The sequence below is a fragment of the Thiogranum longum genome (genome assembly GCF_004339085.1).
GTDB lineage: Bacteria > Pseudomonadota > Gammaproteobacteria > DSM-19610 > DSM-19610 > Thiogranum > Thiogranum longum.
The window spans coordinates 2,073,613-2,099,387 of sequence record NZ_SMFX01000001.1 but is presented as its reverse complement, the minus strand read 5'-3'; the positions used below and the strand labels follow the sequence as shown (position 1 = coordinate 2,099,387).

Sequence of the window (25,775 nt, the reverse complement as noted above, 5' to 3'; positions counted from 1 at the left end):
AGGATCTGCTGCGATTACCGCGGGACAAGAAATATGGCAAGAAGAAAACGCGTAGAGGAACATGAAAACCACGATCGATGGCTGGTTTCCTATGCGGATTTTATTACCCTGTTGTTTGCTTTCTTCGTCGTTATGTATTCAATTTCGTCGGTAAACGAGGGCAAGTACCGTGTGCTGTCAGATTCCATGGTGGCTGCGTTCGCTGATCCGACACGCAGTATGGAGCCTGTTCAGATTGGCGACCTGATGCGTTCACCTATTCAGTCCGAGAACCCCCTCAACCGTAATAAACCCGTCATCGAGCTGTTCAGGCTTCCTCTGCCTGAACGGGATATTCGTGAAAGACTCGACAAGAAGCTAAAGGAAGAACGGGAAAAGGCTGCGCATGAAGCCGAGGAAAAAGCTGCCCGGCAGGAAAAAGAAATTGATGCGGCTTCTGAAGCACTGGCAGATTCCATTGAACAGGCTATGTCCGAACTGATGGACAACGGGTTGATTGATGTACGCCGTGACAAACGCTGGATCGAAGTCGAGATCAAGTCGAGCATTCTTTTTGGCTCAGGTAGTGCGGAACTGGCAGCCGGTGCACAACCTGTATTGCGCAAGTTGGCAGAGAAGCTGGCTCCTTTGAACAATACAATACACGTTGAAGGTTTCACCGATAATGTACCTATCGATAACTTCGAGTTCCGTTCCAATTGGGAGCTGTCGGCGGCAAGGGCTGCGAGTGTGGTGCATCTGTTTACCCGTCTTGGTGTCAGCCCGGAACGGATGGCAGCGATTGGTTATGGTGAATATCGCCCAATAGCCAGTAATGATACGCCGGAAGGCCGTTCACGAAACCGGCGTGTCGTACTGGTGATAATGTCCGGCGCGGATCCGCGCGTCAGTCAGAGTGTAGAGCATCTGCAGACAGAGCGGGATGCAACCCGCCCGGTCACTGCAACAGGTGCCGGACCATGATCATCTGGACGGTATCCAACCAGAAAGGCGGGGTCGGAAAAACCACGACGGCGGTAAGCGTTGGTAGTTTGCTGGCAAAGCAGGGCAAGCGTGTACTACTGATAGACCTGGATCCTCAGGGCTCTCTGAGTGCCTATTTCAGGTTTGACCCGGATAGTGTCGAGTACAGCGTATACACCCTGTTTAATGCAAAGGCTGCCGGAGAGCCACTGACGGCACTGGATAGACTGCTATACCCGACCGGTGTCGAAGGTTTGACTTTAATGCCTGCATCCACTGCCATGGCTACTCTGGACCGCCAGCTCGGCGCACGTGACGGTATGGGGCTGGTGATTGCCGATACACTCAGGCGCCTGTCTGACCGGTTCGACTACGTTCTCATGGATTGCCCGCCCATGCTGGGTATCCTGATGGTGAATGCACTGGCTGCCTGCCAGCAGCTTCTGATTCCGGTGCAAACCGAGTTCCTGGCACTGAAAGGGCTGGAGCGTATGTTACATACCTTGCAAATGATCAGTCGCGCACGTGGCGGGAATCTGGCCTATACCATCATTCCAACCTTCTTTGATCGCCGCACGCGTGCCTCGATGGATGCACTGCGTGCCATGCGCGACCAGCACGGTGAGTACCTGTGGTCGCGCGTTATTCCCGTTGATACCCAGTTCCGTGAGGCCAGTCGGGCCGGTGTGCCTATTGACCTCCACAGCCCGTCGGCACGTGGTACGGAAGCCTATGCTTCACTGGTACGCTGGTTACAGGAACCGGATATACCCATGGCGCAGGCAGCGTCACAATGAAGGCCACGACCAAACAGGACAGTCTGCTGGAACAGCAACTGGCACTGGGCAGTTACCTGGATGCGTTGCTGACAGGTGTGCCGACGCCGCTTGTGCAGGTTACAGAAATCCAGCGAAAGGCAGAGGAGCAGGCGCCGGTTGAGGTGCAGCCTGTCCAGCCTGAGCAGGTGACTGTCTCACTTGCAGACACGGTTCCAGAGTGGGCTGAAACACGTTTCCAGGCGTTGTTGTTTGAAGTGGCAGGCCTGACGCTGGCGGTGCCACTGGCAAAACTCAAGGGTGTCGTGCAGAACATGCATGGGCTGACAGAAATACCGGGGTATTCGTCACTTTTCCCCGCTGTTATGCCTTACCAGGGCGTGCAGTCGACGGTTGTTGATACGGCCCGCTTTGTGTTGCCCCCTGACCGGGCTGCGCAACTCGATGATGATATCAGCGAGCGGGCAGCACAGCTGGTTGTGGTAGACGGGGGGCGCTGGTCACTGGCTTGCTCAAGAATCGGCGATGTCATTGATCTTGAAGCCGGACAAGTGAAATGGCGCACTGCCGCTGGCAAGCGTCGCTGGCTGGCAGGTAGCGTTATAGAACAGATGTGCGCCTTGCTGGATATCGACGAGCTGGCACGGCAACTCGCCGAGGCAATGGCATGATTACTGCATTTCTACCTGCATGAGCGTGATGGCGACCGGTTTTTGACGGGCCTTCACGATGATGAAAAACTGGAGCGAGGTCGGACATGTCCAACGCGGTTGCCAATGTAAATTCAAAAGACGATATAGTTCAGTGGGTTACATTTCGCCTTGCGGATGAAACCTACGGTATCAACGTGATGCAGGTGCAGGAAGTCCTGCGAGTATCCGAGATCGCACCCGTCCCCGGCGCACCCCATTACGTGCTTGGCATTATCAACCTGCGCGGCAATGTTGTGACAGTCATCGACACCCGCACTCGACTGGGTCTGGCAACAACGGAAGTAACCGATTCAACCCGTATCGTGATTATCGAGACCGCCAGGCACGTTGTCGGGATTCTCGTCGACTGCGTGGCTGAGGTAGTCGATGTTGCAACCTCCGAGGTTGAATCGGCACCAAATGTCGGTAGCGACGAAAGTGCCAATTACATTCAGGGTGTCGCCAGTCGTGAGAACGAGTTGCTGATCCTTGTGGACCTGAACAAACTGCTCACCGACGAAGAGTGGGACGAGCTGGCCAGTCTCTGACTGGTTCATGCCGGTGGCTCACGCGGACATGCAGACATGGGCGATATCGGGAGCTTGCCACCAGCCTACCGAATACTCCCTGGCCAGCCGGGTTCGCGGCCGGGTGAGAGCAACAAAGCTCCACAACGCAAACCGGAAAGTGAGCGCAAGGACCAGCAGGACAAGCGCAAGCCTCGCAAGGATGACGGGTCCCAAATCGATGAGTATGTATGAGGTGATATCATGACAACCCTGATTCTGTCATTTCTGGTCGTTGGCCTTCTTGGCTGTATCCTGCTTCAGGTCATTACCGTGTTCCAGCTCAGGGGCGAACAGACTGAAATTCGCGAACAGCACGCCAGTGCACGCGAACGTATCCGGCAACTGGAGCAGGAACTGGGCGCATTGTGCAATGCTTCGGTGGGTGCCGGAGAGCATGTTTTACGCCTGGAACACCAGATGCAACGTATTATCGAACGACAGAACGACCTGGAAATGCGTGCAGTCGGTGAGCGTCCCTATAACCAGGCCAGTCAGCTGGTCAACAAGGGCGCCGATATTGAAGAACTGGTCGATACCTGCGGTTTGACGCGTGGTGAAGCCGAATTGCTGGTGATGATGCAACGCCGCGGCGCGGCCTGACAAGTTCTATTCCGTACCGGGTTCCTCCGGTACCTTCCCGGACAGGTAGTACGCAAAGGCAATGACCTGTGCGACGGCCAGGTACAGTGATTCCGGAATTTCTTCTCCCAGTTCTATATTGGCCAGTATCGAAGCCAGTGGCTGGTTTTCCTGTATGGGGATACCGTGCTTGCGGGCAACCTGCAGTATCTTTTCTGCCAGTGCGTCACGACCCTTTGCGGTAACGCGTGGAGCGCTATCACCGTCATATTCCAGTGCAACTGCAAGCGCAACGGGTTTGTTACGCTGACTCATATTTTTTCCCTGATCAGAGAGGGTGCTGTTGCACCCGTGGGCATCGGGCCAGGTACGCAGTCCAGTTCACCGGTTTCAAGTCCTGCCTTACCGAACATTTTTTGCAGGGCTTGCAGGTTATCCCGGAACAGGGGCAAGGCTTCTTCATTACCTGTCCAGAAACGCGTCGATACGCGTTCGCCACGGAGTGTAATCTGTGCCTGTACCGGACCCAGTCCTGGCAGGTCAAATGCCAGTTGTACCGACCAGCGGTGTTGCGCCTGGCGCTTTTTCGTGCGCGGGTCTGCCTGTTCCCGGGCAAACCGCATCGACCACAAGTCGATGTCATCTCCGCGTCGCACGGGAAGCTCGAACAGCCACTCCAGCAGACCCCTTTCGACTTCACGAGGCTGGCTGGCCAACTGGTGTAACTGAATGCGTGCCAGCGCGGCTTCGGCTTGTCTTAGAAGATCGGTGCGAAGATTTCCGATCCTGTTCGCCAGATCGATCGTTGCCTGGACAGCCGCCTGTGGTGCTGGCATGCCGCCAGGAAAAGGTGGCAGAACCGGGCCGGGCAGGGCAGGAAGCAGCGATCCGCTACTTGTACCCGCGGTCGGCAGGGCTGCTGTTACAGGCAGGGGAGTGCTCACTGGAACAGGTCGGGCGTCAGCCAGCGGTGTACGTACACCCGACTGTAACGCACGGTGCAACTGGTCGGCACTGACGGTTGATGTTGCCGGTGCGGTATTGGCCGGGCTGGTGCCGCCTGTGGGGGAGGGATTGCCGGTACTGCTGTTACCGCCGCGGACAGTACTTGCCGGTGGGGCCAGTGGCGTGTCGCGTAAAGTGCCCGGGGTTGTCACTACAGGCGCAGCGGCCAATGTCGGGGCAACAGGTGATCTTGCAACAGAAGGTGCCCGTGGTCCGGGTGTGCTGCCCGGCCAGTTGCGCAACCGGTCTATCAGTTGTAACAGGTTGGCCTTGAAATCTTTTTCTATTGCCGCCACCGGGCCAGGTCCCGGACTTTGCGCAGAGGGTCTGTTTGCCTGTTGCGCAAGGTGGCGTTCAAGTAACAGACCGGACCGTTCAATAGCGGTTCGCAGCGTGTCCGGTCGGGTTACCGCAGCAGTGTCCGGCAGGTTGCGCATCATTGAACGGGTCAGTTCACGGATGAGCGGGGGAACAGGTGGCTGAGGGGTATTCGCCAGCCGGGAGAGGCTGGCAAGCAGTGGTGTCATGCTGTCCTGCTGTGGGGTCAGGGTACGCATCGCCTGTGCCAGCGTGGTACTTGCAGGGCCAGATGTAATACGTAATACGGGAACTTCACCCAGGCTGCGCACCTGTACGGTCAGTTGCTGGCCTTTCTCGAGGGGCAGTGAAGAGTCGCTGCTGACCTGCCGATTACCGATGGAGAGCAGAATTTTGCCGGCAAGTGATTCCGCAACCGTTGCCTGCAGCAACTGACCGACCTGCCAGCGAATCGTGGTTGCAGCGACATTTGTACCGGTTACCGGCGGTGAGCCGGACGTAGGCCCCGAGGTTTCCATGCTGTTTGGTCCTGTGGCATAAAACTGGCATCTATACTGCATCATTCCATGACTGAAGTGAATGTAAAGCAGGGTAACGGACAAGGATAATCATGAGTGCAGACGGTAGCAGGCGGGTGCTTTGGTATACACGCCGCAACAATGTGGCAAGAGGGCCCTACCCCGACCGCCAGATCAGCCGATATATCCTGCTGGGCCGGATTCGTGAAACCGACGAACTGAAGCCGGAAGGTGGTGAATGGGCGCTTGTAAGGGATTACCCGGAACTGATTCCGGAGATTATGAAACTTCCGCCCAGTGAAGAGACCAGTCAGTTATTACTCATGGCGCAGATGCGTGAAGATGAACGCGCCCCGGGCGACCGGCGTGACCGGGAAACGGATGTGCCTCAGTCCGTCAAGGAGCGGCGCAGTGGCCAGGAGCGTAGACAGGCTGAAACAGACAATGCCCTGCGACACCGTGACCTCAAATACCGGGTGGCGCATGCTGCACATGCTAACGGAAAGCTGTACCGCTACCCGCTGATCTTTACCATGATGGTTTTGGCCGGTTTTGCCATCAGCTTTATGCTGGAAAAAGTCGAGCCTGATGTGGCACCACCGGATTGCAGCGCCAGACCACACCCCGGCGTGGACTGGAGTCATTGTAATTTATCCGGGGTAAAACTGGAGGATGCCAACCTGGTCGGTGCCAGACTGGGAAATGCCCGGCTTGAACTGGCACGGCTCAGCCGGGCAAATCTCAGTGGTGCAAGTCTGGAATACGCCCGCTTTGACCTTGCCAACCTCGAGCAGTCCAATCTTTCTCACGCCAATCTGTTTGGTGCAACATTGCGCGGTGCCAATCTTCGCGCGGCACGCCTGACAGAAACCAACCTGTCCTACGCCAACCTCAGTGGCGCAACGATCGAAGCTGCAGATCTGAGCGGCGCAGTGCTGGATAATGCTATCTGGATAGATGAGCGCACCTGCCTTCCCGGCTCGCGCGGGCGCTGTCTGTTTAAAAAACAGTAATTACAGAGGCTGCATCCGTGGCTTGCAAGGTCTACAAGGTCTTGTCGCCGAAGCTTTCCGTGCTGTAGCGCCATACCCTGATAGTGTCCGACCAGTAGTCTGCCGGAAGTCCGGCCTTGAGTTTTAACTGGCGCAGAAATTCCTCGGGCTGCGGCAAGGATTCCCATACCGAAGGAAGGAAGGTGCCACGTCGTCCGTTCTCTTCAAGGATCAGGCCATCGGTTCCGGGTCGGAGTTGGTTCAGCAGGTCCTGCTCGGATGAAAAAGTGATTTCCTCCGGTGTGCCGAGCACCGAGACTTCGAGTGCCAGGTCATCCACTTCACTTTGATCCAGTGGAGGGAAGCGCGGGTCGCGAAAAGCAGCAGAAAAAGCATTGTGGGCAACGTCAGCTGCCAGTGCCTGGTAAGGTTCAAGGCTGCCGATACAGCCACGTAGCTGTCCATGCCGGTGCAGGGTGACGAAGCTTGCACCGGGTGCAGACAAGGTGGCATCCAGGCTGTTGGTGTCAACCTGTAACGGACTTCCATGCATAAGCCCGTGATGCAGGGACTCCCGGGCAATGTCAATGAGTTGCCTGCGCTGTGTTTCAGTCAACATGGCTTCAGTGACTCACGCAAATGCATAGGCACCGTAACCCACCACCCGGTCACGGCTGCCGGCGGTATCGCCCGAATTGCGCACATCCAGTGCCGTGGCATGCAACTTGTGATGGCGTGCGGCGTACAACAGCCCGTTGAGCGGTGTGCGTCCGCAGGCCTGCGGGTAATCAATGGCTTCAGGATTGAGTTGCTCGATCGCCATGGACGTCGCCTGGTCGAGATGTTGCGCCGTGTGGTAATCATGGTAGTGACTAAGGTCGGAACTGATTACGATCAGGGTTTCCGGTCCATCCCACAATGTTTCGATAATGTCTGTGACTTCCCGGGGACTTGCGTCGCCAACCAGTAATGGCACCAGCCCGACGTCCTTGTTGAGTACGGTTTGCAGAAAGGGCAGCTGCACTTCAAGACTGTGCTCGTCCTGGTGCGCCTCATCCAGAATACGTAGCTGGGGTTTGGTCAGGATGCTGTTCATGGCTTCCTGATCCACACGCATCGTACCCAGGGGGCTGGCAAAGTACTGCGCACTGCTGGCAGCAATCCCTGTAAAGGGAACACGGTGTGCGGGACCGAGCAACACCACGCGTTTTATGCGCTCCCGGCAGGGTGGCAGGAGTGAATAGGCGCTGGCAGCTACCGGGCCGGAATAGATGTAGCCTGCATGCGGTACGACCAGAGCCTTCGGGCATATTTCCACTGGCGCCTCACGGGCCAGCAGTCCCTCTACCTGTTGCTGTAACAGCAATGGATCATCCGGGTAAAACATACCTGCAACAGCGGGTTCACGTATTTGTGGCACCTTGCAACCCTCCCTGTGGATGCAGTTGGCGATTACCTGTTTAATAAATACGTCCAGCCGGTACAAAATGCAAGTAGGGAGACAGGAAGATGTTGTGCCGGCGCCGGAATTTTGGCATCAGTCTGCGTCAGGTTTCACCCAGTGTAAAACGGAACACAGCGCCGGAATCGGTGCGGCTTTCGGCCCAGATATTACCGCCATGCCGTTTTATGACGCGCATAACGGTTGACAGGCCGATACCTGTGCCAGGAAATTCCTGGTTGGTATGCAGGCGCTGGAAGGGGACAAAAAGTTTATCGAGGTAGGTCTCGTCGAAACCGGAGCCGTTGTCCTCGATGCTGAATACTGTACGGCCATCGCACTTTTCCATGCCGATGCGGATATACGGGTTTTCGGTTTTACCGGTAAACTTCCAGGCATTCCCGATCAGGTTCATCATGGCATCACGGAGCAGTTGCGGATCTCCCTGCACCTGCATATCAGGTTTGATATCAACCTGGATTTTACGCCCTGGTGTGTGGCTTGATAATTCATCGACAACCTCCTGGCAAATAGCACTCAGGTTTACCGGCTGGTTACCTATTTCAGCACGGTTAACACGTGACAGTGTCAGCAGATCATCAATGAGCTGGCTCATGTTCAGGGAAGCGTTCTTGATCCGCTGCAGGTAACCTGTTGCGGTCTCATCAAGCTTGTCCCCGTAGTCTTCCAGTAATATATCGGAGAACCCGTTCATGCTGCGCAGGGGCGCGCGAAGATCGTGCGAAACCGCGTAAGCGAAGGCTTCATATTCGGAATTGGCTTCCTGCAGTTTGCTGGTGCGTTCTTCAACCCGTTGTTCCAGTTCCTCGTTGGTTCGGGACAGGGAGCGTTTTTCCTCGGCAATGACGCCGGCCATGGTGTCAAATGCCTGGCCGACCTGGCCGACTTCATCATGGCTGGACAGGCCTGTTCTGACCTGGTAGTTACCGGCCGCAACCTGCTCGGCTGCGTGAACCACGGTGCCGAGTCTTCTTGTCAGCAGGTGTCCAAAACCAATACTGAAAACAGCAATTGCCATCATGCCAATGGCGGCGATTACTGCGCCTCGGGTCAGTGCGTGCCGGAGAATAGCGTTTGTCTCTTCATTTGAGAATTGGACGGCCAGCGTGCCCAGTACACCTGCCGGGTTACTGATCGATGTGACTTGCCAGCTGATGTCGGAGTTGTTCTTCAATGTCGGAAGCGATTTCCCGATAGACGAGAGGTCACTGCTTGCCACAATAATGTTGCGGTCGTCTGCCAGCATGGCGGAAAGTATGCCTGGGTTGCGGGGGAGTTCTTCCACATACCCCTGTATGTTGTCGTAGTCTCCATACAACAGTGCTACACGGGCAATACTACTTATGATGTTGAGTGTAACCTGTCTTGCGGATTCAATCTGTTGTACAGAACTGTTAATGGTATAGCTCAGAGTGGCCCACAAAACGACAGCCATCATCACGGCTTCCAGTATAAAGATCAGCCCGGCGATGCGGTACTTCAGTGAAATCTTCACAGGCAAGACCTGTTAATGGCCGGTAATACGATCCACGTCACTCGGGGCGTTCTCCGCGGGTTTCGTGCGGCATAATCCTGTTTAGCTTGTCCAGTATATTGCGCACCGGATCATAGTCACTGTCGCGGCTGGGAATGTAGTAACTATGACGGAAATCTTTCAGTATCTTTTGTCCTTCTTCGTTGTCCTTCCAGCCGATAATGCGCTGCGCCAGCTTGTCACGCAGTACAGGATCAACACGCCGGTGTATGGCATAAGTCGAGGCAGGAATTGTTTCACTTTCAGCAATCGTACGCAGGTGGATGCCACTCTTTTGCTCGAAAACACCCAACGGATGTTTAGCCGTGACACAGGCTGCGGCTTTGCCAATCCGGATTCGCCGGATACAGGAAAAATGACTGTTCCGGTTGTCGAGCCTGATATCTTTTCCAGGTTGTAAATGGTTTTCCAATAGTAGCTGCAGCCCCAGCAGGGTGACAGCTGCGCTGGCGGGGGGTGTTGCCAGCACCCTGCCACGCAGATCGTCGATTGTCTTGACAGGTGAATCTTCAGTCGTGACAAAAACAGCATTTATCGGCGTTGCGGAACGGACGAAAGATTCATAGCCGTTCTGGCGTGCCAGCCTGGCATAGGAAAATGGCTGCATGAACACAAGATCATAGGTTTGACGTGCCACCTCATCGTCGAATTCGGCAAAGCTTGGTCGGGTACGGAATTGCACAGGTCGTCTGATGGTTCTGGACAGGTCAATCGCTACCGGGACAAACAGGGTTTCAAGTTGTGTCGGTGGAAGGAACGGGAATACGCCAAACAACAGCGGCACCTCGTCGTTGGCTTGTGACATGCCATGCCAGCCCAGGCAGAGCAGCGCAAGGAGTGCTAGTGCAGGTCTGGCCGGGTGCATGCGCTAACCTTGTTTTTGTGGCAGTTGTCCAAGTATAGCGAAATGACAGCAGTTGTCAGCTTTTCAGCAGCACAAGCCCTGCCAGCGGGGGAATGTCGATAACAATTGAAACCGGCTGGTTCATCCAGGGTACAGATTCGCTTTGATAATCACTTTGTACCGGCATGTCGCTGCCGCTGTAGAAACCGGCATCTGAATTCAGCGCCAGGTGGTAGCTGCCATGTTCGGGTACGCCAAGCCGGAAACGCTGGTGCGGTACAGGGGTAAAGTTCATCAGGGCAATAGACAGTTGCCCATCGCTGCGCCGTGCATAACTGAGTAGGGAGCGGTCGGCGTCATTGCAGTCGATCCAGCGGAAACCCTCTGCCTCAAAATCGTATTGATGCAGCGCAGGTTCATAACGATGCAGCCGGTTGAGGTCACCGAGCAATTGCTTCAGGCCGGCGTGACGTTCATCTTCCATCAGGTGCCAGTCGAGCTCTGTATCGGCATTCCACTCGGCGTACTGGCCGAATTCGCTACCCATAAACAGCAGTTTTTTGCCGGGGTAGGTATACATAAAAGTATATAACAGTCGCAGGTTGGCAAAACGCTGCCAGCTGTCACCGGGCATCTTGTCCAGCATCGAGCCCTTGCCGTGCACCACTTCATCGTGAGAAAAAGGCAGGACGAAATTTTCGTTGAAGGCGTAAAGCAGACCGAAGGTCAGCTGGCTGTGGTGAAACTTGCGGTGCACCGGTTCCTTGCTCATGTACTGGAGCGTGTCGTGCATCCAGCCCATGTTCCACTTCATGCTGAAGCCGAGTCCACCGACATCCACCGGGCGTGTGACCTGTGGCCATGCGGTGGATTCTTCGGCGATAACCATGCTGCCCGGCGCTTCGCTGTGAGTGACTTCATTGAGGTGACGCAGGAAGTGTATTGCTTCAAGATTTTCGCGTCCGCCGTATTCGTTGGGTATCCAGTCACCAGGGTCGCGTGAGTAATCGAGGTACAGCATCGAGGCCACAGCATCGACGCGCAGTCCGTCGATATGCATTTCCTCCAGCCAGAAGATTGCGCTGGACAGTAAAAAGTTACGAACCTCGTTGCGGCCGTAGTTAAAAATCAGCGTGCCCCAGTCACGGTGTTCACCACGTCGCGGGTCTTCATGTTCGTACAAGGGGCTTCCATCGAAACGTGCCAGTGCCCAGTCGTCCTTGGGAAAGTGCCCGGGTGCCCAGTCGAGTAATACGCCTACCCCGTGCTGGTGACAGAAATCGACAAACCATCGGAAGTCATCGGCACTGCCAAAGCGACTGGTCGGCGCAAAGTAACCGGTTGTCTGGTAGCCCCAGGAGGCATCAAGGGGGTGTTCTGTTATCGGTAGCAGTTCGATGTGGGTAAAACCCAGTTCAGTGACCCAGCTGACCAGTCGTTCGGCAAGTTCACGGTAGTTGAGGAACTGACCTTGCTCATCGCGTTGCCAGGAACCCAGGTGAACTTCGTAAATCGACATGGGGGCATGCAGCCAGTCGAGTTCATGGCGGGCTTCCATCCAGGTCTGGTCCTGCCAGTGGTGCTGACCGGGACGCATGGCGAGGGAGGCATTACCGGGGCGCAATTCAAAGGCCTGGCCGTAGGGGTCGCACTTGACATGGATAGTGCCGTGTTCGCGATTGCGGATCTCAAACTTGTAGTGGCTGTGTGAACTGACTCCGGGGATGAACAGTTCCCAGATGCCACTGCCGCCACGTACCCGCATCGGGTGCCGGCGACCATCCCAGCGGTTCCAGTCGCCGACGACACTGATTCGTTCGGCGCCGGGCGCCCAGACAGCAAAGTGCACGCCATCGATGCCGTCAACTTCACGGAAGTGTGCTCCCAGGAAACGGTAGGCGTGCAGGTGGCGCCCTTCACCAAACCAGTGCAGGTCGAGGTCACCGATCAGGGCCGGGAAACAGTAGGGGTCATAGTCGGTCCACTCGACACCGTCGTTATCGGTCCAGGTCAGCTGGTAGTGTTCCGGCAGATTGCTGCCGTCACCACGCCATTCGAACAGGTCGGTACCTTCGATGCGTTGCAGGGGTGCGCCTGTCTCGGTCAGCCGAACCTGTGTACACCAGGGAATGAAAACACGAACCAGGGTTTGTCCGTCATCTTTATGACGTCCCAGCACCTCGAACGGATCATGGTGTCGCGCATCGATAATGCGTTGTAACGGGTCGGGCAGCGAGGGCCGGGTTGTGACCTTGCGACCTGTTCCCGACGCCATAGACTGAGTATCTCTGTTCATAAAACCTGTTTGGCTTTCCGTGGGCTGCTCAGATGGTACCATACACCTTGTTGTGTATTACCGGTTCGGAGGAATTTTATGGATGCAGTTTCCACGCCGCGTTTTGTCAGTCGACTGACGCGCGATACGCTGGCCCTTATTCTGGCCGGTGGCCGGGGCTCACGGCTCAAGCAGTTGACTTTGTGGCGCGCCAAACCGGCGGTCCCGTTCGGCGGCAAGTTTCGTATCATCGATTTCCCGCTTTCCAACTGCCTGAATTCCGGTATCAGACGTGTCGGTGTGCTGACCCAGTACAAGGCACATTCCCTGTTGCAGCATTTACAAAGGGGCTGGAGTTTCCTGCGCGGTGAGTTCGGTGAGTTTGTCGAGCTATTGCCGGCGCAGCAACGTATTGAATCGTCCTGGTACGCCGGTACGGCGGATGCCATTTACCAGAACCTTGACATTATTCGCAGCCACCACCCCGAGTACGTTCTTATCCTCGCGGGTGACCATATTTACAAAATGGACTATGGACCGATGATTGCCCAGCATGTCGAGAATTCGGCGGACATGACAGTGGGATGCCTTGAAGTCGACCTGGAAACAGCCACAGCTTTCGGCGTAATGACCGTTGACGAAGAAGGCAGGGTGCTCGGGTTTGATGAAAAGCCCGGGCAGCCGACCCACTTGCCCGGAGATCCCGGCAAGGCACTGGCATCGATGGGGATTTATGTGTTCAATACCGACTTTTTGTTCGAACAGCTTATCAAGGATGCTGACAAGCCCTATTCGAGCCATGATTTCGGACATGACATTATCCCGGACATCATCAGCAAGTACCGCGTGTTCAGCTACCCGTTCCGTGATGCGGAAAGCGGACGTCAGGCTTACTGGCGGGATGTTGGTACGGTGGATGCCTTCTGGGCTACCAACCTGGAGTTGATCGGCGTGACGCCGGAGCTGAATCTTTACGACAAGGACTGGCCGATCTGGACCTACCAGGAACAAATGCCACCCGCCAAGTTTGTCTTTGACGACGATGACCGTCGTGGCATGGCAGTGGACTCCATGGTGTCCGGGGGCTGTGTGATTTCCGGTGCGCAAGTACGCCACTCACTGCTGTTTTCAAATGTTCGCGTTGATTCCTTTTCGATACTGGAGCATGCCGTGGTGCTGCCGGATGTCCTTGTTGAGCGCAGCTGCCGTATTCGTAATGCTGTCATTGACAAGGGGTGCTGTATTCCGGAAGGTACCGTAATCGGGGAAGACCACGAAGCCGATGCGGAACGTTTCCACATTACACCCGGTGGCGTGGTGCTGGTAACGCCGGAGATGCTTGGCCAGGAACTGCATCATGTCCGTTAAAGAAGAACTGCGTGTTGTGCTGTGCTGGCATATGCACCAGCCCCAGTACTGTGACCTGATCAGTGGCGAATATAAATTGCCCTGGACCTACCTGCACGCCATCAAGGACTACGTCGATATGGCTGCACATATCGAGGCCGTTCCCGGGGCTAAAGCGGTAGTCAATTTTGCCCCTGTACTGCTGGAACAGCTGGATGATTATGTGGCGCAGGTAAGCGGTTACCTGCGTGACCACAAGGCTATCCGTGACCCGTTGCTGGCTGCGCTGGTGGCACCTGTACTACCGACACATATCCAGCAGCGTGCCGAGCTTGTCAATAATTGTCTGCGCGTCAACCGTATGCGAGTCATTGACCGCTTCCCCGCCTACAAACGTCTTGCAAGCCTGGCGGACCATTTCTCGAAACATTGCGATGATATGGTCTATGTTGGCGACCAGTTCCTCTCTGACCTGGTGTTCTGGTATCACCTCGGCTGGATTGCCGAGACGGTTCGCCGGGATGACATACGCATGCAGCGCTGGCAGGAACAGGGAAATAATTTCTCCCTGCATGATCGACGCGAACTACTTGTGCTGATTGGTGAATTACTGTCCGGTGTGATCGAACGCTATGCCCTGCTTGCCGATCGGGGCCAGGTAGAACTTTCGATGACACCCTATGCCCACCCGATCATACCGCTGCTTCTCGATATCAACAGTGCACGTGAGGCCATGCCAGACACCGAGCTGCCGGAACTCAGTGCCTACCCGGGTGGTGAGGAACGGGTCAACTGGCATATTCGTGAAGGCTTCAATGTCTTTGAACAGTATTTCCAGCGTAAACCCGTCGGTTGCTGGCCTTCGGAAGGCAGTGTCAGTGAGCCCACGCTGGCACTGCTGGAGAAACACGGCTTCCGCTGGGCAGCCAGCGGTGAAACCGTGTTGCGCAACAGCCTGCGTGAAAGTGACGGCGACAAGGCAGCAGGTGCTGCGGATGCCGTGCTCAAGGGCTACCGGGTCGGTACAGGCAAGCTGGCATGCTTCTTTCGTGACGATAATCTTTCCGACAAGATCGGTTTCGAGTATTCCACCTGGCACGCGGATGACGCTGTTGCCAATTTTGTTCATCACCTTGAAGAAATAGCCAAAGCCAATGCCGGGCGCAAGCTGGCGTTACCGATTATTCTCGATGGTGAAAACGCCTGGGAACACTTTCCGGAAAACGGGTACTACTTTTTACGGGGGTTGTACAAGGCGCTGGCGACGCATCCCACACTCAGTCTTTCGACTTTTGCTGAATGTCTCGATGATGATATAGAAATCGGTTCACTGTCAGAAATGGTGAGTGGTTCCTGGGTGTATGGTACCTTTTCCACCTGGATCGGTGACCCTGACAAGAATCGTGGCTGGGACATGCTGGGAGATGCCAAGCTCGCCTTCGACAAAGCCTGCGCCTCCGGAAATCTCGACAGCGAGCAGGTTGTTGCCGCTGAGCTTCAACTGGCGATTTGCGAGGGTTCTGACTGGTTCTGGTGGTTCGGTGACTACAACCCCGCTGACTCGGTCAGTGATTTTGAAAGCCTGTTTCGCTTGCATCTTTCCAACCTGTACCAGTTGATCGGGCAGGAGGCGCCGGAGTATCTCGCGCACGCCTTTGCACGTGGTACAGGTCAGCCTACTCTGGGTGGCGTCATGCGTCAGGGTCAGGCGCGTGACTGAACCGCAGGGAGGCGGTGAGTATGGATCCTTTTGATCGTCGGCGTGCCGGCATACTGCTGCACCCGACTTCGTTACCCGGCAGTGTCGGCAATGGTGAGCTCGGTATAGAGGCGTACCGTTTTATCGATTTTCTGGCAGATTGCCAGATTGGCCTGTGGCAAATGTTGCCGCTCGGCCCAACCCACAGTGATTTATCCCCCTACCAGTGCTTTTCAGTGCACGCCGGGAATACCCGGCTGATCAGCCTTCAGCGCCTGGTCGAGGCTGGCTGGCTCGATGATGCTGGCCTCGACCCAGAGCAGGATATTAGCGTTCAAAGAAAGACGCGTCTGACGGCAGCGTATAACGGCTTTATGCGCCATGCCGATAACGAAATAAGGACAGAGCTGGATGCTTTTATTGAACAGCATGCCAACTGGCTTGATGACTTTTCACTCTATCAGGCACTGCGTGATGATTTCAACGGCTGTGCCTGGTTCGACTGGCCAAAGCCCCTGCGAGACCGCGATCCAGGCGCAATGGAAGAAGCGCGCAGGCGACTTGCCAGCGCTATAGAACAGGTACAGTTTGAGCAGTTCCTGTTTTTCCGGCAGTGGATGGATTTACGCCACTATGCCAATGATCACGGTGTATTGTTGTTTGGTGATATCCCTATTTTCGTAGCTTACGACAGTGCCGACGTGTGGGCCAACCGGCAATGGTTTGTCCTGGATGAGCAGGGTGGACTGAAGGTGGTTGCCGGGGTGCCGCCAGATTATTTTTCCGAGACCGGCCAGCGCTGGGGGAACCCGCATTATAACTGGCAGGCGCTGGCTGATGACGGGTATCGCTGGTGGCTGGAGCGCATTCGTACCCAGCTTGAATTGTTCGACCTGATGCGCATCGATCACTTTCGCGGTTTCGAGGCCTACTGGGAGATCAATGCCGCTTCTGATACAGCCATTGACGGACGCTGGGTGGCCGGACCGGGCGCAGATTTTTTTGAAGCACTCAGGCAGGCATTTGGTAAGCTACCCCTGGTTGCCGAAGACCTGGGGGTCATTACGCCGGAAGTTACCGCGCTACGCAGACAGTTTGGTTTGCCGGGCATGAAGATCCTGCAATTTGCTTTTGATGGCTCATCGGATAACCCCTACCTGCCACATAACCACGAGCCTCTTTCGGTTGTGTATACCGGCACACATGATAACAACACGACGTTAGGCTGGTATGAAGAGCTGCCGGAAGAACAACGTGGTTTTGTGCGCCACTATCTCGACCTCGGGAGTGACAACATGCCCTGGCCACTGGTACGCACTGCGCTTGCCTCGGTAGCGCGACTGTCCGTGTTGCCCATGCAGGATGTACTTGCACTCGATGCTTCGCACCGTATGAATGTGCCGGGTATTGCCGATGGTAACTGGCAGTGGAGATTTGAATGGGAGCAGCTTTTGCCTGAATACGGTGAACGGTTAAGGGATTGGGTGCACCTGTACGGGCGGGCCTGATAGTAATTCTCGGCGGGTTTCTTGATAAAGGTCATATAAAGACGCGAAGAATTCTGTTTTCATGCCGACATATACAATCAAGTAAAGCTGTTATTGGCGGAATTCATGAATCTGTTTAGCCTCATCATCGCAGGTCTTTTTACAGTATTATCAGTAGCCTTTGTCGCGCTTCTGGCGCTGGCCATTACCCGTAATCTGCAAGTCGGCCAGCGTTACCGGCAGGCTATCGCCAGGCAGCTGTCAAAACTGCGTCTGGCCAGGATGCTGGGTATCCATCACATTGATCAGGACGCCTATTTGCATGCGCAATCTGTCCTGAGCATTCGCGACCAGATAAAACGCTGTTCCGAATGTTCCAGTACAGAAGACTGTGACAGGTTGTTGAACGAAGGTATGGGTGACGAGTCCGATTTTTGTGAAAATGACGAGGCACTCAGGAAAGTCCGGGACAAACTCGCCCCGGCACCCTGAATGGCCGGTGGTGCCTGTTTGACCAGCTAACAGGCTATAGCCAGATCATGCGGCCGGTTTCAAAACGGTGGCTCAGTAACGGATGGCACGGATAGATCCGGATCTGGAAGTGCTGCAGGCCTGGCAGCGGTGGTTCAAGATCGAGTATGAAGCGTGTTTCTCCGCTATCCATTTGCCCTTCAGCCGTGAAACCAAAATATTCTGTTGCGACAAATTCATGGTGTTCGTCTTCCTTGCCAATAAGACATTCGAGTCGTACGTCGTCGGGTGTAAGTTTCCCCAGTTGGGCGGCAACCTCGATACGGAAACGCTCGCCGGCCTTCACGGCACGCGGTGAATGATCAATACGTCGTAGCGATACCGACGACCAAAGCTGACTAATCCTGTCCTTCCAGGCCGCCAGTTCCCTTGCGCCACGCGAACGGTTCTTTGCCAGCGCGCGCCCCTGTCTGGTGGCAGGACTGTAAAACCCCTTGATGTAATCCATTACCATACGCTGTGAGTTGAACTGCGGAAGGGCGGATTTCATGGAGTTCTTGGACATACGCACCCAGCCTTCCGAGAAACCGTGGCCGTTACGGTCGTAGTACAGCGGGATGACCTGGTGTTCGAGGATATCCAGCAACTCGTTGGCTTCTTCCTGGTTACGGAAAGCGGCATCGTAGTGTTCGTCATGCGAAGTGATCGCCCAGCCGTTTTCGCCGTTATAGCCTTCGCCCCACCAGCCATCCAGTACGCTCAGGTTGATCACGCCGTTGAGGCCGGCTTTCTGGCCGGACGTGCCGCTGGCTTCCATCGGGTATTCCGGTGTGTTCAGCCAGACATCGACACCCGACACCAGACGGCGCGCCAGTGACAGATCATAGCCTTCCAGCAACAGGATCTTGCCGACAAACTCCGGCCGCCGGGAAAATTCATGAATCACCTGGATTAATTGCTGGCCGGGCAGGTCACTGGGGTGCGCCTTGCCGGCAAAAACCAGCATGACCGGGCGCCTGGGGTCATTGAGCAGACGTGCCAGTCGTTCCGGATCGGAGAACAACAAGGTGGCGCGTTTGTAGGTGGCGAAACGACGCGCAAAACCGATGGTCAGAATATCGGATTCGTGCGGGCTGAGCAGTTTGGTGATGCGATCGATGTGTGCTTCACCGCAGCGGTTGCGGCGACATTGCAATACCACGCGCCGGCGTACCTGGTTGAGGAGTTCCGATTTGAGCGACTGACGCAGGCTCCAGAAACTGTGATCCGGGATTTCATCAATGCGATCCCAGTATTCCTCGTTAAGCAATTCATTTCGCCATTCCATGCCAAAACGCATGTCATACAGGTTACTCCACTCGTGGGCGAGGAAGGTCTGTACATGTACCCCGTTGGTGACATGACGCATCGGGTTTTCGCGGTAGGGTATCTGGGGCCAGACATAGCCCTCCATTTGTGAAGCAACCTCACCGTGAATTTTACTCACACCGTTATGGAAGCGCGAGCCGTGCAGTGCCAGCACAGTCTGGTTGAAACCACCCTGGTTCGACGGACTGGTGCCGAGTTGCAGAAAATCTTCCATGGACAGGCCGAGCTGTTCGATATAATCACTGAAATAGCTGGAAATCAGGCTGTGATCGAAAATGTCATGGCCGGCAGGAACCGGGGTGTGTGTTGTAAATACTGTGGCGCCTGCAACCTGTTCTATGGCGCTGGAAAAATCGAGCCCGGAAGCCACCAGCTCACGGCATCGCTCCAGCACCTGGAATGCCGCGTGACCTTCATTGATGTGCCACGCTGACGGTTCCAGTCCCAGCGCACGCAGGGCGCGCACACCACCGATACCCAGCACGATTTCCTGCTGGATGCGGGTGTTGATGTCTCCACCGTAGAGCTGGTAGGTAATGGCGCGATCAGCTTCACTGTTTTTCGGCAGGTCACTGTCCAGCAGGTACAGTTTGATATGCCCGGCACGCGCCTGCCAGATCTTCAGTTGCACCGGGCGACCCGGGAAATCCACAACAACGTGCAATTCCTCACCGTTTTCGTTACAGGCGGGTGTCAACGGGAGTTGGTCGAATTCAGTTGTCTTGTAATGTGCAATCTGGTTGCCGTGTTCATCGATAGTCTGGATGAAGTAGCCCTGACGATAAAGCAAGCCGACGGCCACAAACGGAATGCCCAGGTCACTGGCGGCCTTGCAGTGATCACCGGCAAGAATACCCAGGCCACCGGAGTAGATAGGCAGGCTTTCGTGCAGGCCAAACTCGGCGCAGAAGTAGGCAACCAGGTCGTTTTTGGGATTCAGGTATTCATCGATGCTCTTGCGCTGATGTTCATTGAGATAGGTGTCATAGGTCGACAATACGCGGTTATAGGCTTCGACGTAGATGCGGTCTTCGGCGGCTTCGTTGATGCGTTGCTGCGAGACACGGCGCAGGAAAACTTTCGGGTTATGCCCGCAACTCTCCCAGAGTGCCGGGTCGAGCCGGAAAAACAGGGAGCGCACCCCCCGGTCCCAACTGTATAACAGGTCATTGGCCAGCTCGCGAAGGCGCGCCAGGTTTTCCGGAAGCTCGGGCTGGACTTCAAGGGCAAAACGGGTTCCGGACATGCTGTCTCCAGGTAAATTTGATAATGGTGCCGAGGGTGGGAATCGAACCCACACTCCCGTGAAGGAACCGGATTTTGAATCCGGCGCGTCTACCAGTTCCGCCACCCCGGCACAGGCGCGCCAGTATAAGGATTCCTGCGCCTGCCGCAAGCAAGCGCTGTGGTAACATGCCGCGCCATGAAAACCCGGGACTTCCACTATAATCTGCCGCCTGAGCGTATTGCCAGTCACCCGGCACGGCCGCGTCACAGCAGCCGGTTACTGGACCTTGCACCCGATGGGAGCATCAATGACCACACCATGGCGGATTTCCCCGGGCTGGTCGGTGCTGATGATTTACTGGTATTCAACAATACCCGGGTTATTCCCGCCCGTTTGTACGGGCAAAAGGCCAGCGGCGGCAAAGTCGAGGTGTTGATCGAGCGTGTACTGGATGAACGGCGGGCGCTGGCACACGTTCGTTGCAGCAAGTCGCCGAAGGCCGGCTCCCGGCTGCAGCTGGCGGACGGTAAGCTGGATGTCGAGGTGACCGGTCGTGAGGGTGAATTGTTCAGCCTGTATTTCGAGGGCGACGTGCCATTACTGGAACTGCTTGAGCGCTGGGGGCATGTTCCCCTGCCGCCCTATATTGAGCGTGCCGATGAGCGGGTGGATCGGGATGATTACCAGACGCTTTTTGCTCGTCATCCCGGCGCGGTTGCCGCGCCCACCGCTGGCCTGCACTTTGACCGGGAACTGCTGGATGCACTGGCGGCGCGCAACATTCGCACGGCCTATGTGACATTACACGTGGGTGCGGGTACGTTTCAGCCCGTCCGCGTAGAAAATCCGGAACAACACATCATGCACGCCGAACAGGTGACAGTGGATGCTGCCGTGTGCCAGGCGGTCGAACAGACACGCGCCCGTGGCGGTCGGGTCATCGCCGTTGGCACCACCGTGGTACGCAGCCTGGAGAGCGCGGTGCAGGCGGGTGTGCTCAAACCGTTCAGTGGAGATACTCGCCTGTTCATCACGCCCGGCTACCGGTTTACCGCTGTCGATGCGATGCTGACCAATTTTCATCTGCCGGAATCGACGTTGTTGATGCTGGTGTGCGCCTTTGCCGGTTTTGAGCCGGTGATGGCGGCATATCGCCATGCAGTCGAGCAGAATTACCGGTTTTTCAGCTATGGTGACGCCATGTTCCTGCAGCACAGCGCGGTAGAATGACTTTTACGGCAATCGGAAGCTCATGCAATACGAACTGATCAATAAAGATGGCCGTGCGCGGCGCGGGCGACTTGCCTTTGAACGCGGAGTGGTCGAGACACCGGCCTTCATGCCGGTGGGTACCTATGGCACTGTCAAGGGCATGCGGCCTGAGCAGGTTGCCGAGAGCGGTGCGCAGATCCTGCTCGGCAATACCTTCCATCTTATGTTGCGGCCGGGTACCGATATCATCCGCGCCCACGGCGACCTGCACGATTTCATGAACTGGCAGGGCCCCATCCTGACAGACTCGGGGGGATTCCAGGTATTCAGCCTGGATGAATTACGCAAAATCACGGAGCAGGGTGTCGAGTTCCGTTCACCGGTTAACGGTGACAAGGTGTTTCTCGGGCCGGAACAGTCCATGGCCGTCCAGTGCGCGCTCGGTGCCGACATTGTGATGATTTTCGACGAATGCACACCCTACCCGGCCAGCACCGAACAGGTGCGTGATTCCATGCAGCTGTCGTTGCGCTGGGCGCAACGCAGCCGCGAGGCGCACGGAGATTCTCCTGCAGCGCTGTTCGGTATTGTGCAGGGCGGGATGTACCCGGACTTGCGCCTGGAGTCGCTGAAGGGGTTGAAGGATATTGGCTTTGACGGCTATGCCATCGGTGGTCTGTCAGTGGGGGAGCCGCACGAGGAGCGCATCCTGGTGCTCGATACACTCGATCCGGCCCTGCCCGGTGATGCGCCCCGTTACCTGATGGGTGTTGGCACACCGGAAGACATCGTCGAGGCAGTACGTCGCGGGATCGATATGTTCGATTGTGTGATGCCGACCCGCAATGCGCGCAATGGCCATCTGTTCACCACACAGGGAACGTTGCGGCTGCGTAATGCAAGATTTCGTGAAGATACCGGCCCATTGGACCCGGAGTGCGACTGTTACACTTGCCAGCATTACAGTCGGGCCTATCTTTACCACCTGGACAGATGCAACGAGATTCTGGGCGCCCACCTCAACACCGTGCACAACCTGCGCTACTATCAGCGCCTGATGGCGGGTCTGCGTGAGGCGATCCAATCAGGGCGTCTGGAGGCGTTTGTGACGGATTTTTATGCGAAAAGAGGCCAATCCGCGCCGCCTGTGCCATAATAGCGCGCTTGAATTTGCCGGATTCGCAGGAGAGGCCTGCAGAACCGGCGGTCCTGAACCGACGACTTATCAACAGAATACAGGAATACACCTATGAGCTTTTTCATCAGCGATGCACTGGCCGCCGCCCCGGCACAGCAGGCCGATCCGATTATGCAGTTTTTGCCCCTGCTGCTGATTTTCGTCGTGTTCTACTTTCTGTTGATTCGTCCCCAGACCAAACGCGCCAAAGAGCACAAGGCCATGGTTCAGGCGCTAGCCAAGGGTGATGAAGTCGTCACCAACGGCGGCTTGCTTGGGCGTATCACCCAGGCGGATGATAATTTCGTTACCCTGAAGATCGCAGATAATGTCGAGGTCAAGGTGCAACGCCAGGCTATCGCCAGTCTGATGCCCAAGGGCACGGCCAAGGCTTCCTGATACCAACCCTAAAACAAGGTTTGTTCCCGACATGAATCAATACCCGGCCTGGAAATATATTCTGATTGTCGTCGTGATGATCTTTGGCTTCCTGTATGCCTTGCCAAATCTTTACGAGGCGGACCCTGCGGTACAGGTGTCTGCCATGCGCGGTGAACTCAGCGATACCGTCAAGGGGCAGATCGAGGCCCGTTTGTCAGAGAAAAAAATTCCGGTCAAGTCGATTGAATTCGACAAGCGACGTTTGCTGGTCCGGTTTGGCAACACAGAAGAACAACTGGCGGCTGCTGACCAGATCAAGGACGTGCTGGGACCGGATTATGCTGTGGCACTGAACCTTGCACCGTCCACACCGGCCTGGCTGCAGGCGATCAATGCGCAACCCATGTACCTTGGCCTGGATTTACGTGGTGGCGTGCACTTCCTGATGGAAGTTGACATGGATGCTGCCTTGCAGAAGGCACTGGAACGTTACAGTTCTGACCTGCGTACACTGCTGCGCAAGGATAAAATTCGTTATCTCAGCATTCGTCCGCAGGCTGAAGTGTTGCAGGTCAAATTCCGTTCTGCGGAAGACCGCGAGAAAGGGCGCGAGTTGATCCATGGCGAGTTCAGTGATCTCGAATTGAAGGATGTCAATGATGGCAAGGCTTTTGCGCTTGAGATCCGGGTCAGTGAAAGCGAGGTAAGGGAAATACGCAAGCTGGCCTTGCAGCAGAATATCACTACCTTGCGAAATCGCGTGAATGAACTGGGTGTCGCAGAACCGGTTATTCAGCAGCAGGGTGACCGGCGTGTGGTTGTCCAGTTGCCGGGTGTCCAGGATACCGTTGCGGCAAAGCGTATTATCGGCGCTACGGCAACCCTGGAATACCGGGCAGTTGATACCGAGCACGATGTGGAAGACGCCATAAACGGCAAGGTACCGGCCGGTTCGAAGTTATACAAGGATCGTGACGGGCGGTATCACCTGCTGAAGAATCGTATCATTGTGACGGGTGACCAGATCATCAATGCGCGTTCCGGCTTTGACAGCCAGGGAGGCCAGCCACAGGTGACGGTGACGCTGGATGGCAAGGGTGCACGCAAGATGCTCGAGTTCACCAAGGCCAATGTCGGCAAGCCGATGGCAGTGGTGTTTATCGAGAACAAGTCGACCACGCGCATGGTTGATGGCAATCCTGAAGTGGTCAATCGCAAGGTCGAGGAAATCATCAGTATTGCAACCATTCGCGATGTGTTCAGCAAACGTTTCCAGACCACCGGGCTGGACAGTCCGCAGGAAGCCCATGAACTGGCATTGTTGCTGCGTTCCGGCGCGCTGGCTGCACCTATCCGCATTATCGAAGAGCGCACCATTGGCCCAAGCCTGGGTGCGGATAATATCAAACAGGGTTTCACCTCTGTTGTGATCGGTTTTGTCCTGGTACTGGTGTTCATGGCGGTGTACTACAAGGTGTTCGGCCTGGTGGCCGACCTGGCACTGGCGATGAATCTGGTGCTTATTATTGCCATACTTTCCATGCTGCAGGCCACCCTGACCATGCCGGGTATTGCCGGTATCGTATTGACGGTGGGTATGGCGGTTGACGCCAACGTACTTATCTTCGAGCGTATCCGCGAAGAGCTGCGCAATGGCAATACACCGCAGGCCAGTATTCATGCCGGTTATGCGAAAGCATTTTCCACCATTGCAGATGCCAACGTGACCACCCTGATTGCCGCGATCGTACTGTTCAGTTTTGGCAGCGGTCCGGTCAAGGGCTTTGCGGTGACATTGTCCATCGGTATCCTGACGTCAATGTTCACCGCCATTATGGGAACACGTGCGGTCATCAACCTTGCCTACGGGGGCCGTCGTCTTCAGCGGCTGCCGATCTGATTTCAAAGGAATACAGTCATGCGAATCCTCGGTAAAGCGACAGAAATCGACTTCATGGGCAAGCGAAAGATTGCCATGGCATTTTCGACCTTGTTGATCGTGATTGCGTTTGCCTCACTTATTGTGCGTGGGCTGAATTTTGGTATCGACTTTACCGGTGGCACCATTATCGAGGTCGCCTACCCGGATACGGCTGATCTTGCCGAGTTACGCCAGGTGCTTGCCGATGCCGGCCACCCCGATGCGCAGGTGCAACACTTCGGAACTTCACGCGATGTGCTGATCCGGATTGCACCACAGGAGGGACGCAATCGCGCTGAGCTGAGCGACGAAGTGTTATCAGCCTTGCAGGCTGCTGATCCTGCCGTGGAGAAGCGCCGTGTCGAATTTGTGGGGCCACAGGTCGGGGAGGAACTGACCGAGCAGGGCGGCCTGGCCATGCTCTATGCGCTGATCGGTATCCTGATTTATGTCACGCTGCGGTTTGAATACCGGTTTTCTCTCGGTGCAGTGGCCGCGTTGGTGCACGATGTGATTATCACGCTCGGCGTATTCTCGCTGGCACAGGTTGAATTTGACCTGACCGTACTGGCGGCATTGCTGGCGGTGATCGGTTACTCGTTGAATGACACGATCGTTGTGTTTGATCGTATACGCGAAAATTTCCGCCGCATGCGCAAGGGAACGCCGGTCAGCATCATGAATGCCTCGATCAACCAGACGCTTTCCCGGACCCTGATGACATCGCTGACCACCCTGCTGGTGCTGTTGGCACTGTTCTTCCTGGGCGGGGAAATCATCCACGCCTTTGCACTGGCACTGATTGTGGGTGTGTTTATCGGTACCTATTCATCGATATTTGTTGCCGGCTCGACAGCACTGGCGCTGGGCATCAGCAAGGCCGACCTGATGCCGGTGCAGAAAGAAGGTGCGGAAGAGGTCGACGACCGGCCCTGAAGCAGGTTCGTTCCGGCAGTT

General features: G+C 55.8%; 24 protein-coding genes and 1 tRNA gene. 16 read left to right on the top strand and 9 right to left on the bottom strand.

What is annotated here, in order from left to right; translation table 11 throughout:
* Positions 1-33 precede the first annotated feature (33 nt).
* The 6 genes from motD to DFR30_RS10340 all read left to right on the top strand — a co-directional run bounded on the left by motD (position 34) and on the right by DFR30_RS10340 (position 3,600).
* Complete coding sequence (gene motD, locus DFR30_RS10360; protein WP_132972955.1) at positions 34-963, top strand: flagellar motor protein MotD; 930 nt, start codon at positions 34-36, stop codon at positions 961-963.
* Positions 960-1,760, top strand: a complete 801-nt coding sequence (locus DFR30_RS10355) for a ParA family protein (protein ID WP_132972953.1) — start codon at positions 960-962, stop codon at positions 1,758-1,760. Before motD ends, DFR30_RS10355 begins: the two co-directional genes overlap by 4 nt.
* Positions 1,757-2,410, top strand: coding sequence for a chemotaxis protein CheW (locus DFR30_RS10350; protein WP_132972951.1), 654 nt, complete (start codon positions 1,757-1,759; stop codon positions 2,408-2,410). The genes DFR30_RS10355 and DFR30_RS10350 overlap by 4 nt, the downstream gene beginning before the upstream one ends.
* Before the next feature lie 86 nt (positions 2,411-2,496).
* Positions 2,497-2,979 (top strand): chemotaxis protein CheW, encoded by a 483-nt coding sequence (locus tag DFR30_RS10345; protein ID WP_132972949.1) that lies wholly within the window; start codon positions 2,497-2,499, stop codon positions 2,977-2,979.
* A gap of 36 nt (positions 2,980-3,015) precedes the next feature.
* On the top strand, positions 3,016-3,192 hold the full coding sequence (locus tag DFR30_RS14335) for a hypothetical protein (RefSeq protein WP_165869172.1): 177 nt from the start codon (positions 3,016-3,018) through the stop codon (positions 3,190-3,192).
* A 9-nt stretch (positions 3,193-3,201) separates the two neighbouring features.
* A complete protein-coding gene (locus tag DFR30_RS10340; RefSeq protein ID WP_132972946.1) occupies positions 3,202-3,600 on the top strand; it encodes a DUF2802 domain-containing protein in 399 nt (132 codons plus the stop codon).
* 6 nt (positions 3,601-3,606) lie between these two features.
* Here the strand turns inward: DFR30_RS10340 and DFR30_RS10335 are convergent, their stop codons facing one another.
* Together DFR30_RS10335 and fliK are read right to left on the bottom strand one after the other, a co-directional pair.
* Positions 3,607-3,894 carry an EscU/YscU/HrcU family type III secretion system export apparatus switch protein gene (locus DFR30_RS10335; protein ID WP_132972944.1) on the bottom strand — a complete coding sequence of 96 codons (288 nt, stop codon included), beginning with the start codon at positions 3,892-3,894 and terminating at the stop codon, positions 3,607-3,609.
* Positions 3,891-5,420 (bottom strand): flagellar hook-length control protein FliK, encoded by a 1,530-nt coding sequence (gene fliK / locus DFR30_RS10330; protein ID WP_165869171.1) that lies wholly within the window; start codon positions 5,418-5,420, stop codon positions 3,891-3,893. The genes DFR30_RS10335 and fliK overlap by 4 nt, the downstream gene beginning before the upstream one ends.
* Before the next feature lie 92 nt (positions 5,421-5,512).
* Here fliK and DFR30_RS10325 point away from each other — a divergent pair, with 92 nt between their 5' ends.
* Positions 5,513-6,433 (top strand): pentapeptide repeat-containing protein, encoded by a 921-nt coding sequence (locus tag DFR30_RS10325; protein WP_132972940.1) that lies wholly within the window; start codon positions 5,513-5,515, stop codon positions 6,431-6,433.
* A gap of 31 nt (positions 6,434-6,464) precedes the next feature.
* Here DFR30_RS10325 and amrA read toward each other — a convergent pair whose 3' ends face one another.
* From amrA to glgB, 5 genes are all read right to left on the bottom strand, one after another.
* Complete coding sequence (amrA, locus tag DFR30_RS10320) at positions 6,465-7,031, bottom strand: AmmeMemoRadiSam system protein A (RefSeq protein WP_132972938.1); 567 nt, start codon at positions 7,029-7,031, stop codon at positions 6,465-6,467.
* 12 nt (positions 7,032-7,043) lie between these two features.
* Entirely contained in the window at positions 7,044-7,832 is a 789-nt protein-coding gene (gene amrB / locus DFR30_RS10315; protein WP_132972936.1) for an AmmeMemoRadiSam system protein B, read from the bottom strand.
* A gap of 127 nt (positions 7,833-7,959) precedes the next feature.
* The gene (locus tag DFR30_RS10310; RefSeq protein ID WP_132972934.1) at positions 7,960-9,369 is read right to left on the bottom strand and encodes a sensor histidine kinase; all 1,410 of its coding nucleotides are present in this window, start codon (positions 9,367-9,369) and stop codon (positions 7,960-7,962) included.
* A gap of 37 nt (positions 9,370-9,406) precedes the next feature.
* Positions 9,407-10,273 (bottom strand): phosphate/phosphite/phosphonate ABC transporter substrate-binding protein, encoded by an 867-nt coding sequence (locus tag DFR30_RS10305; RefSeq protein ID WP_132972932.1) that lies wholly within the window; start codon positions 10,271-10,273, stop codon positions 9,407-9,409.
* A 55-nt stretch (positions 10,274-10,328) separates the two neighbouring features.
* On the bottom strand, positions 10,329-12,548 hold the full coding sequence (gene glgB, locus DFR30_RS10300) for a 1,4-alpha-glucan branching protein GlgB (protein ID WP_424565400.1): 2,220 nt from the start codon (positions 12,546-12,548) through the stop codon (positions 10,329-10,331).
* Positions 12,549-12,626: 78 nt separating this feature from the next.
* On the opposite strand from glgB, the gene glgC reads away from it, so the two are divergent.
* The 4 genes from glgC (at position 12,627) to DFR30_RS10280 (ending at position 17,552) form a co-directional block, all read left to right on the top strand.
* A complete protein-coding gene (glgC, locus tag DFR30_RS10295; protein WP_132972930.1) occupies positions 12,627-13,895 on the top strand; it encodes a glucose-1-phosphate adenylyltransferase in 1,269 nt (422 codons plus the stop codon).
* On the top strand, positions 13,885-15,594 hold the full coding sequence (locus DFR30_RS10290) for a glycoside hydrolase family 57 protein (RefSeq protein WP_132972928.1): 1,710 nt from the start codon (positions 13,885-13,887) through the stop codon (positions 15,592-15,594). Before glgC ends, DFR30_RS10290 begins: the two co-directional genes overlap by 11 nt.
* 20 nt (positions 15,595-15,614) lie before the next feature.
* Positions 15,615-17,081, top strand: a complete 1,467-nt coding sequence (malQ, locus tag DFR30_RS10285; RefSeq protein WP_132972926.1) for a 4-alpha-glucanotransferase — start codon at positions 15,615-15,617, stop codon at positions 17,079-17,081.
* Between the two features lie 105 nt (positions 17,082-17,186).
* The gene (locus DFR30_RS10280) at positions 17,187-17,552 is read left to right on the top strand and encodes a DUF6455 family protein (protein WP_132972924.1); all 366 of its coding nucleotides are present in this window, start codon (positions 17,187-17,189) and stop codon (positions 17,550-17,552) included.
* A gap of 34 nt (positions 17,553-17,586) precedes the next feature.
* Here the strand turns inward: DFR30_RS10280 and glgP are convergent, their stop codons facing one another.
* On the bottom strand, positions 17,587-20,145 hold the full coding sequence (gene glgP, locus DFR30_RS10275; protein WP_132972922.1) for an alpha-glucan family phosphorylase: 2,559 nt from the start codon (positions 20,143-20,145) through the stop codon (positions 17,587-17,589).
* Between the two features lie 24 nt (positions 20,146-20,169).
* Positions 20,170-20,256: transfer RNA gene (locus DFR30_RS10270), tRNA-Leu, on the bottom strand.
* 66 nt (positions 20,257-20,322) lie between these two features.
* On the opposite strand from DFR30_RS10270, the gene queA reads away from it, so the two are divergent.
* The 5 genes from queA to secF all read left to right on the top strand — a co-directional run bounded on the left by queA (position 20,323) and on the right by secF (position 25,754).
* On the top strand, positions 20,323-21,357 hold the full coding sequence (queA, locus tag DFR30_RS10265; protein WP_132972920.1) for a tRNA preQ1(34) S-adenosylmethionine ribosyltransferase-isomerase QueA: 1,035 nt from the start codon (positions 20,323-20,325) through the stop codon (positions 21,355-21,357).
* A gap of 22 nt (positions 21,358-21,379) precedes the next feature.
* A complete protein-coding gene (gene tgt, locus DFR30_RS10260) occupies positions 21,380-22,495 on the top strand; it encodes a tRNA guanosine(34) transglycosylase Tgt (protein ID WP_132972918.1) in 1,116 nt (371 codons plus the stop codon).
* Between the two features lie 93 nt (positions 22,496-22,588).
* On the top strand, positions 22,589-22,915 hold the full coding sequence (yajC, locus tag DFR30_RS10255) for a preprotein translocase subunit YajC (RefSeq protein WP_132972916.1): 327 nt from the start codon (positions 22,589-22,591) through the stop codon (positions 22,913-22,915).
* Positions 22,916-22,946: 31 nt separating this feature from the next.
* Entirely contained in the window at positions 22,947-24,797 is a 1,851-nt protein-coding gene (gene secD, locus DFR30_RS10250; protein WP_132972914.1) for a protein translocase subunit SecD, read from the top strand.
* Between the two features lie 18 nt (positions 24,798-24,815).
* Positions 24,816-25,754 carry a protein translocase subunit SecF gene (secF, locus tag DFR30_RS10245; RefSeq protein WP_132972912.1) on the top strand — a complete coding sequence of 313 codons (939 nt, stop codon included), beginning with the start codon at positions 24,816-24,818 and terminating at the stop codon, positions 25,752-25,754.
* Positions 25,755-25,775: the final 21 nt, after the last annotated feature.

Coding starts and splice junctions, on each gene's coding strand:
- motD (WP_132972955.1), top strand. CDS start 34: ATGGCAAGAAGAAAACGCGTAGAGGAACATGAAAACCACGATCGATGG.
- DFR30_RS10355 (WP_132972953.1), top strand. CDS start 960: ATGATCATCTGGACGGTATCCAACCAGAAAGGCGGGGTCGGAAAAACC.
- DFR30_RS10350 (WP_132972951.1), top strand. CDS start 1,757: ATGAAGGCCACGACCAAACAGGACAGTCTGCTGGAACAGCAACTGGCA.
- DFR30_RS10345 (WP_132972949.1), top strand. CDS start 2,497: ATGTCCAACGCGGTTGCCAATGTAAATTCAAAAGACGATATAGTTCAG.
- DFR30_RS14335 (WP_165869172.1), top strand. CDS start 3,016: ATGGGCGATATCGGGAGCTTGCCACCAGCCTACCGAATACTCCCTGGC.
- DFR30_RS10340 (WP_132972946.1), top strand. CDS start 3,202: ATGACAACCCTGATTCTGTCATTTCTGGTCGTTGGCCTTCTTGGCTGT.
- DFR30_RS10335 (WP_132972944.1), bottom strand. CDS start 3,894: ATGAGTCAGCGTAACAAACCCGTTGCGCTTGCAGTTGCACTGGAATAT.
- fliK (WP_165869171.1), bottom strand. CDS start 5,420: ATGGAAACCTCGGGGCCTACGTCCGGCTCACCGCCGGTAACCGGTACA.
- DFR30_RS10325 (WP_132972940.1), top strand. CDS start 5,513: ATGAGTGCAGACGGTAGCAGGCGGGTGCTTTGGTATACACGCCGCAAC.
- amrA (WP_132972938.1), bottom strand. CDS start 7,031: ATGTTGACTGAAACACAGCGCAGGCAACTCATTGACATTGCCCGGGAG.
- DFR30_RS10305 (WP_132972932.1), bottom strand. CDS start 10,273: ATGCACCCGGCCAGACCTGCACTAGCACTCCTTGCGCTGCTCTGCCTG.
- glgB (WP_424565400.1), bottom strand. CDS start 12,548: ATGAACAGAGATACTCAGTCTATGGCGTCGGGAACAGGTCGCAAGGTC.
- glgC (WP_132972930.1), top strand. CDS start 12,627: ATGGATGCAGTTTCCACGCCGCGTTTTGTCAGTCGACTGACGCGCGAT.
- DFR30_RS10290 (WP_132972928.1), top strand. CDS start 13,885: ATGTCCGTTAAAGAAGAACTGCGTGTTGTGCTGTGCTGGCATATGCAC.
- malQ (WP_132972926.1), top strand. CDS start 15,615: ATGGATCCTTTTGATCGTCGGCGTGCCGGCATACTGCTGCACCCGACT.
- DFR30_RS10280 (WP_132972924.1), top strand. CDS start 17,187: ATGAATCTGTTTAGCCTCATCATCGCAGGTCTTTTTACAGTATTATCA.
- glgP (WP_132972922.1), bottom strand. CDS start 20,145: ATGTCCGGAACCCGTTTTGCCCTTGAAGTCCAGCCCGAGCTTCCGGAA.
- queA (WP_132972920.1), top strand. CDS start 20,323: ATGAAAACCCGGGACTTCCACTATAATCTGCCGCCTGAGCGTATTGCC.
- tgt (WP_132972918.1), top strand. CDS start 21,380: ATGCAATACGAACTGATCAATAAAGATGGCCGTGCGCGGCGCGGGCGA.
- yajC (WP_132972916.1), top strand. CDS start 22,589: ATGAGCTTTTTCATCAGCGATGCACTGGCCGCCGCCCCGGCACAGCAG.
- secD (WP_132972914.1), top strand. CDS start 22,947: ATGAATCAATACCCGGCCTGGAAATATATTCTGATTGTCGTCGTGATG.
- secF (WP_132972912.1), top strand. CDS start 24,816: ATGCGAATCCTCGGTAAAGCGACAGAAATCGACTTCATGGGCAAGCGA.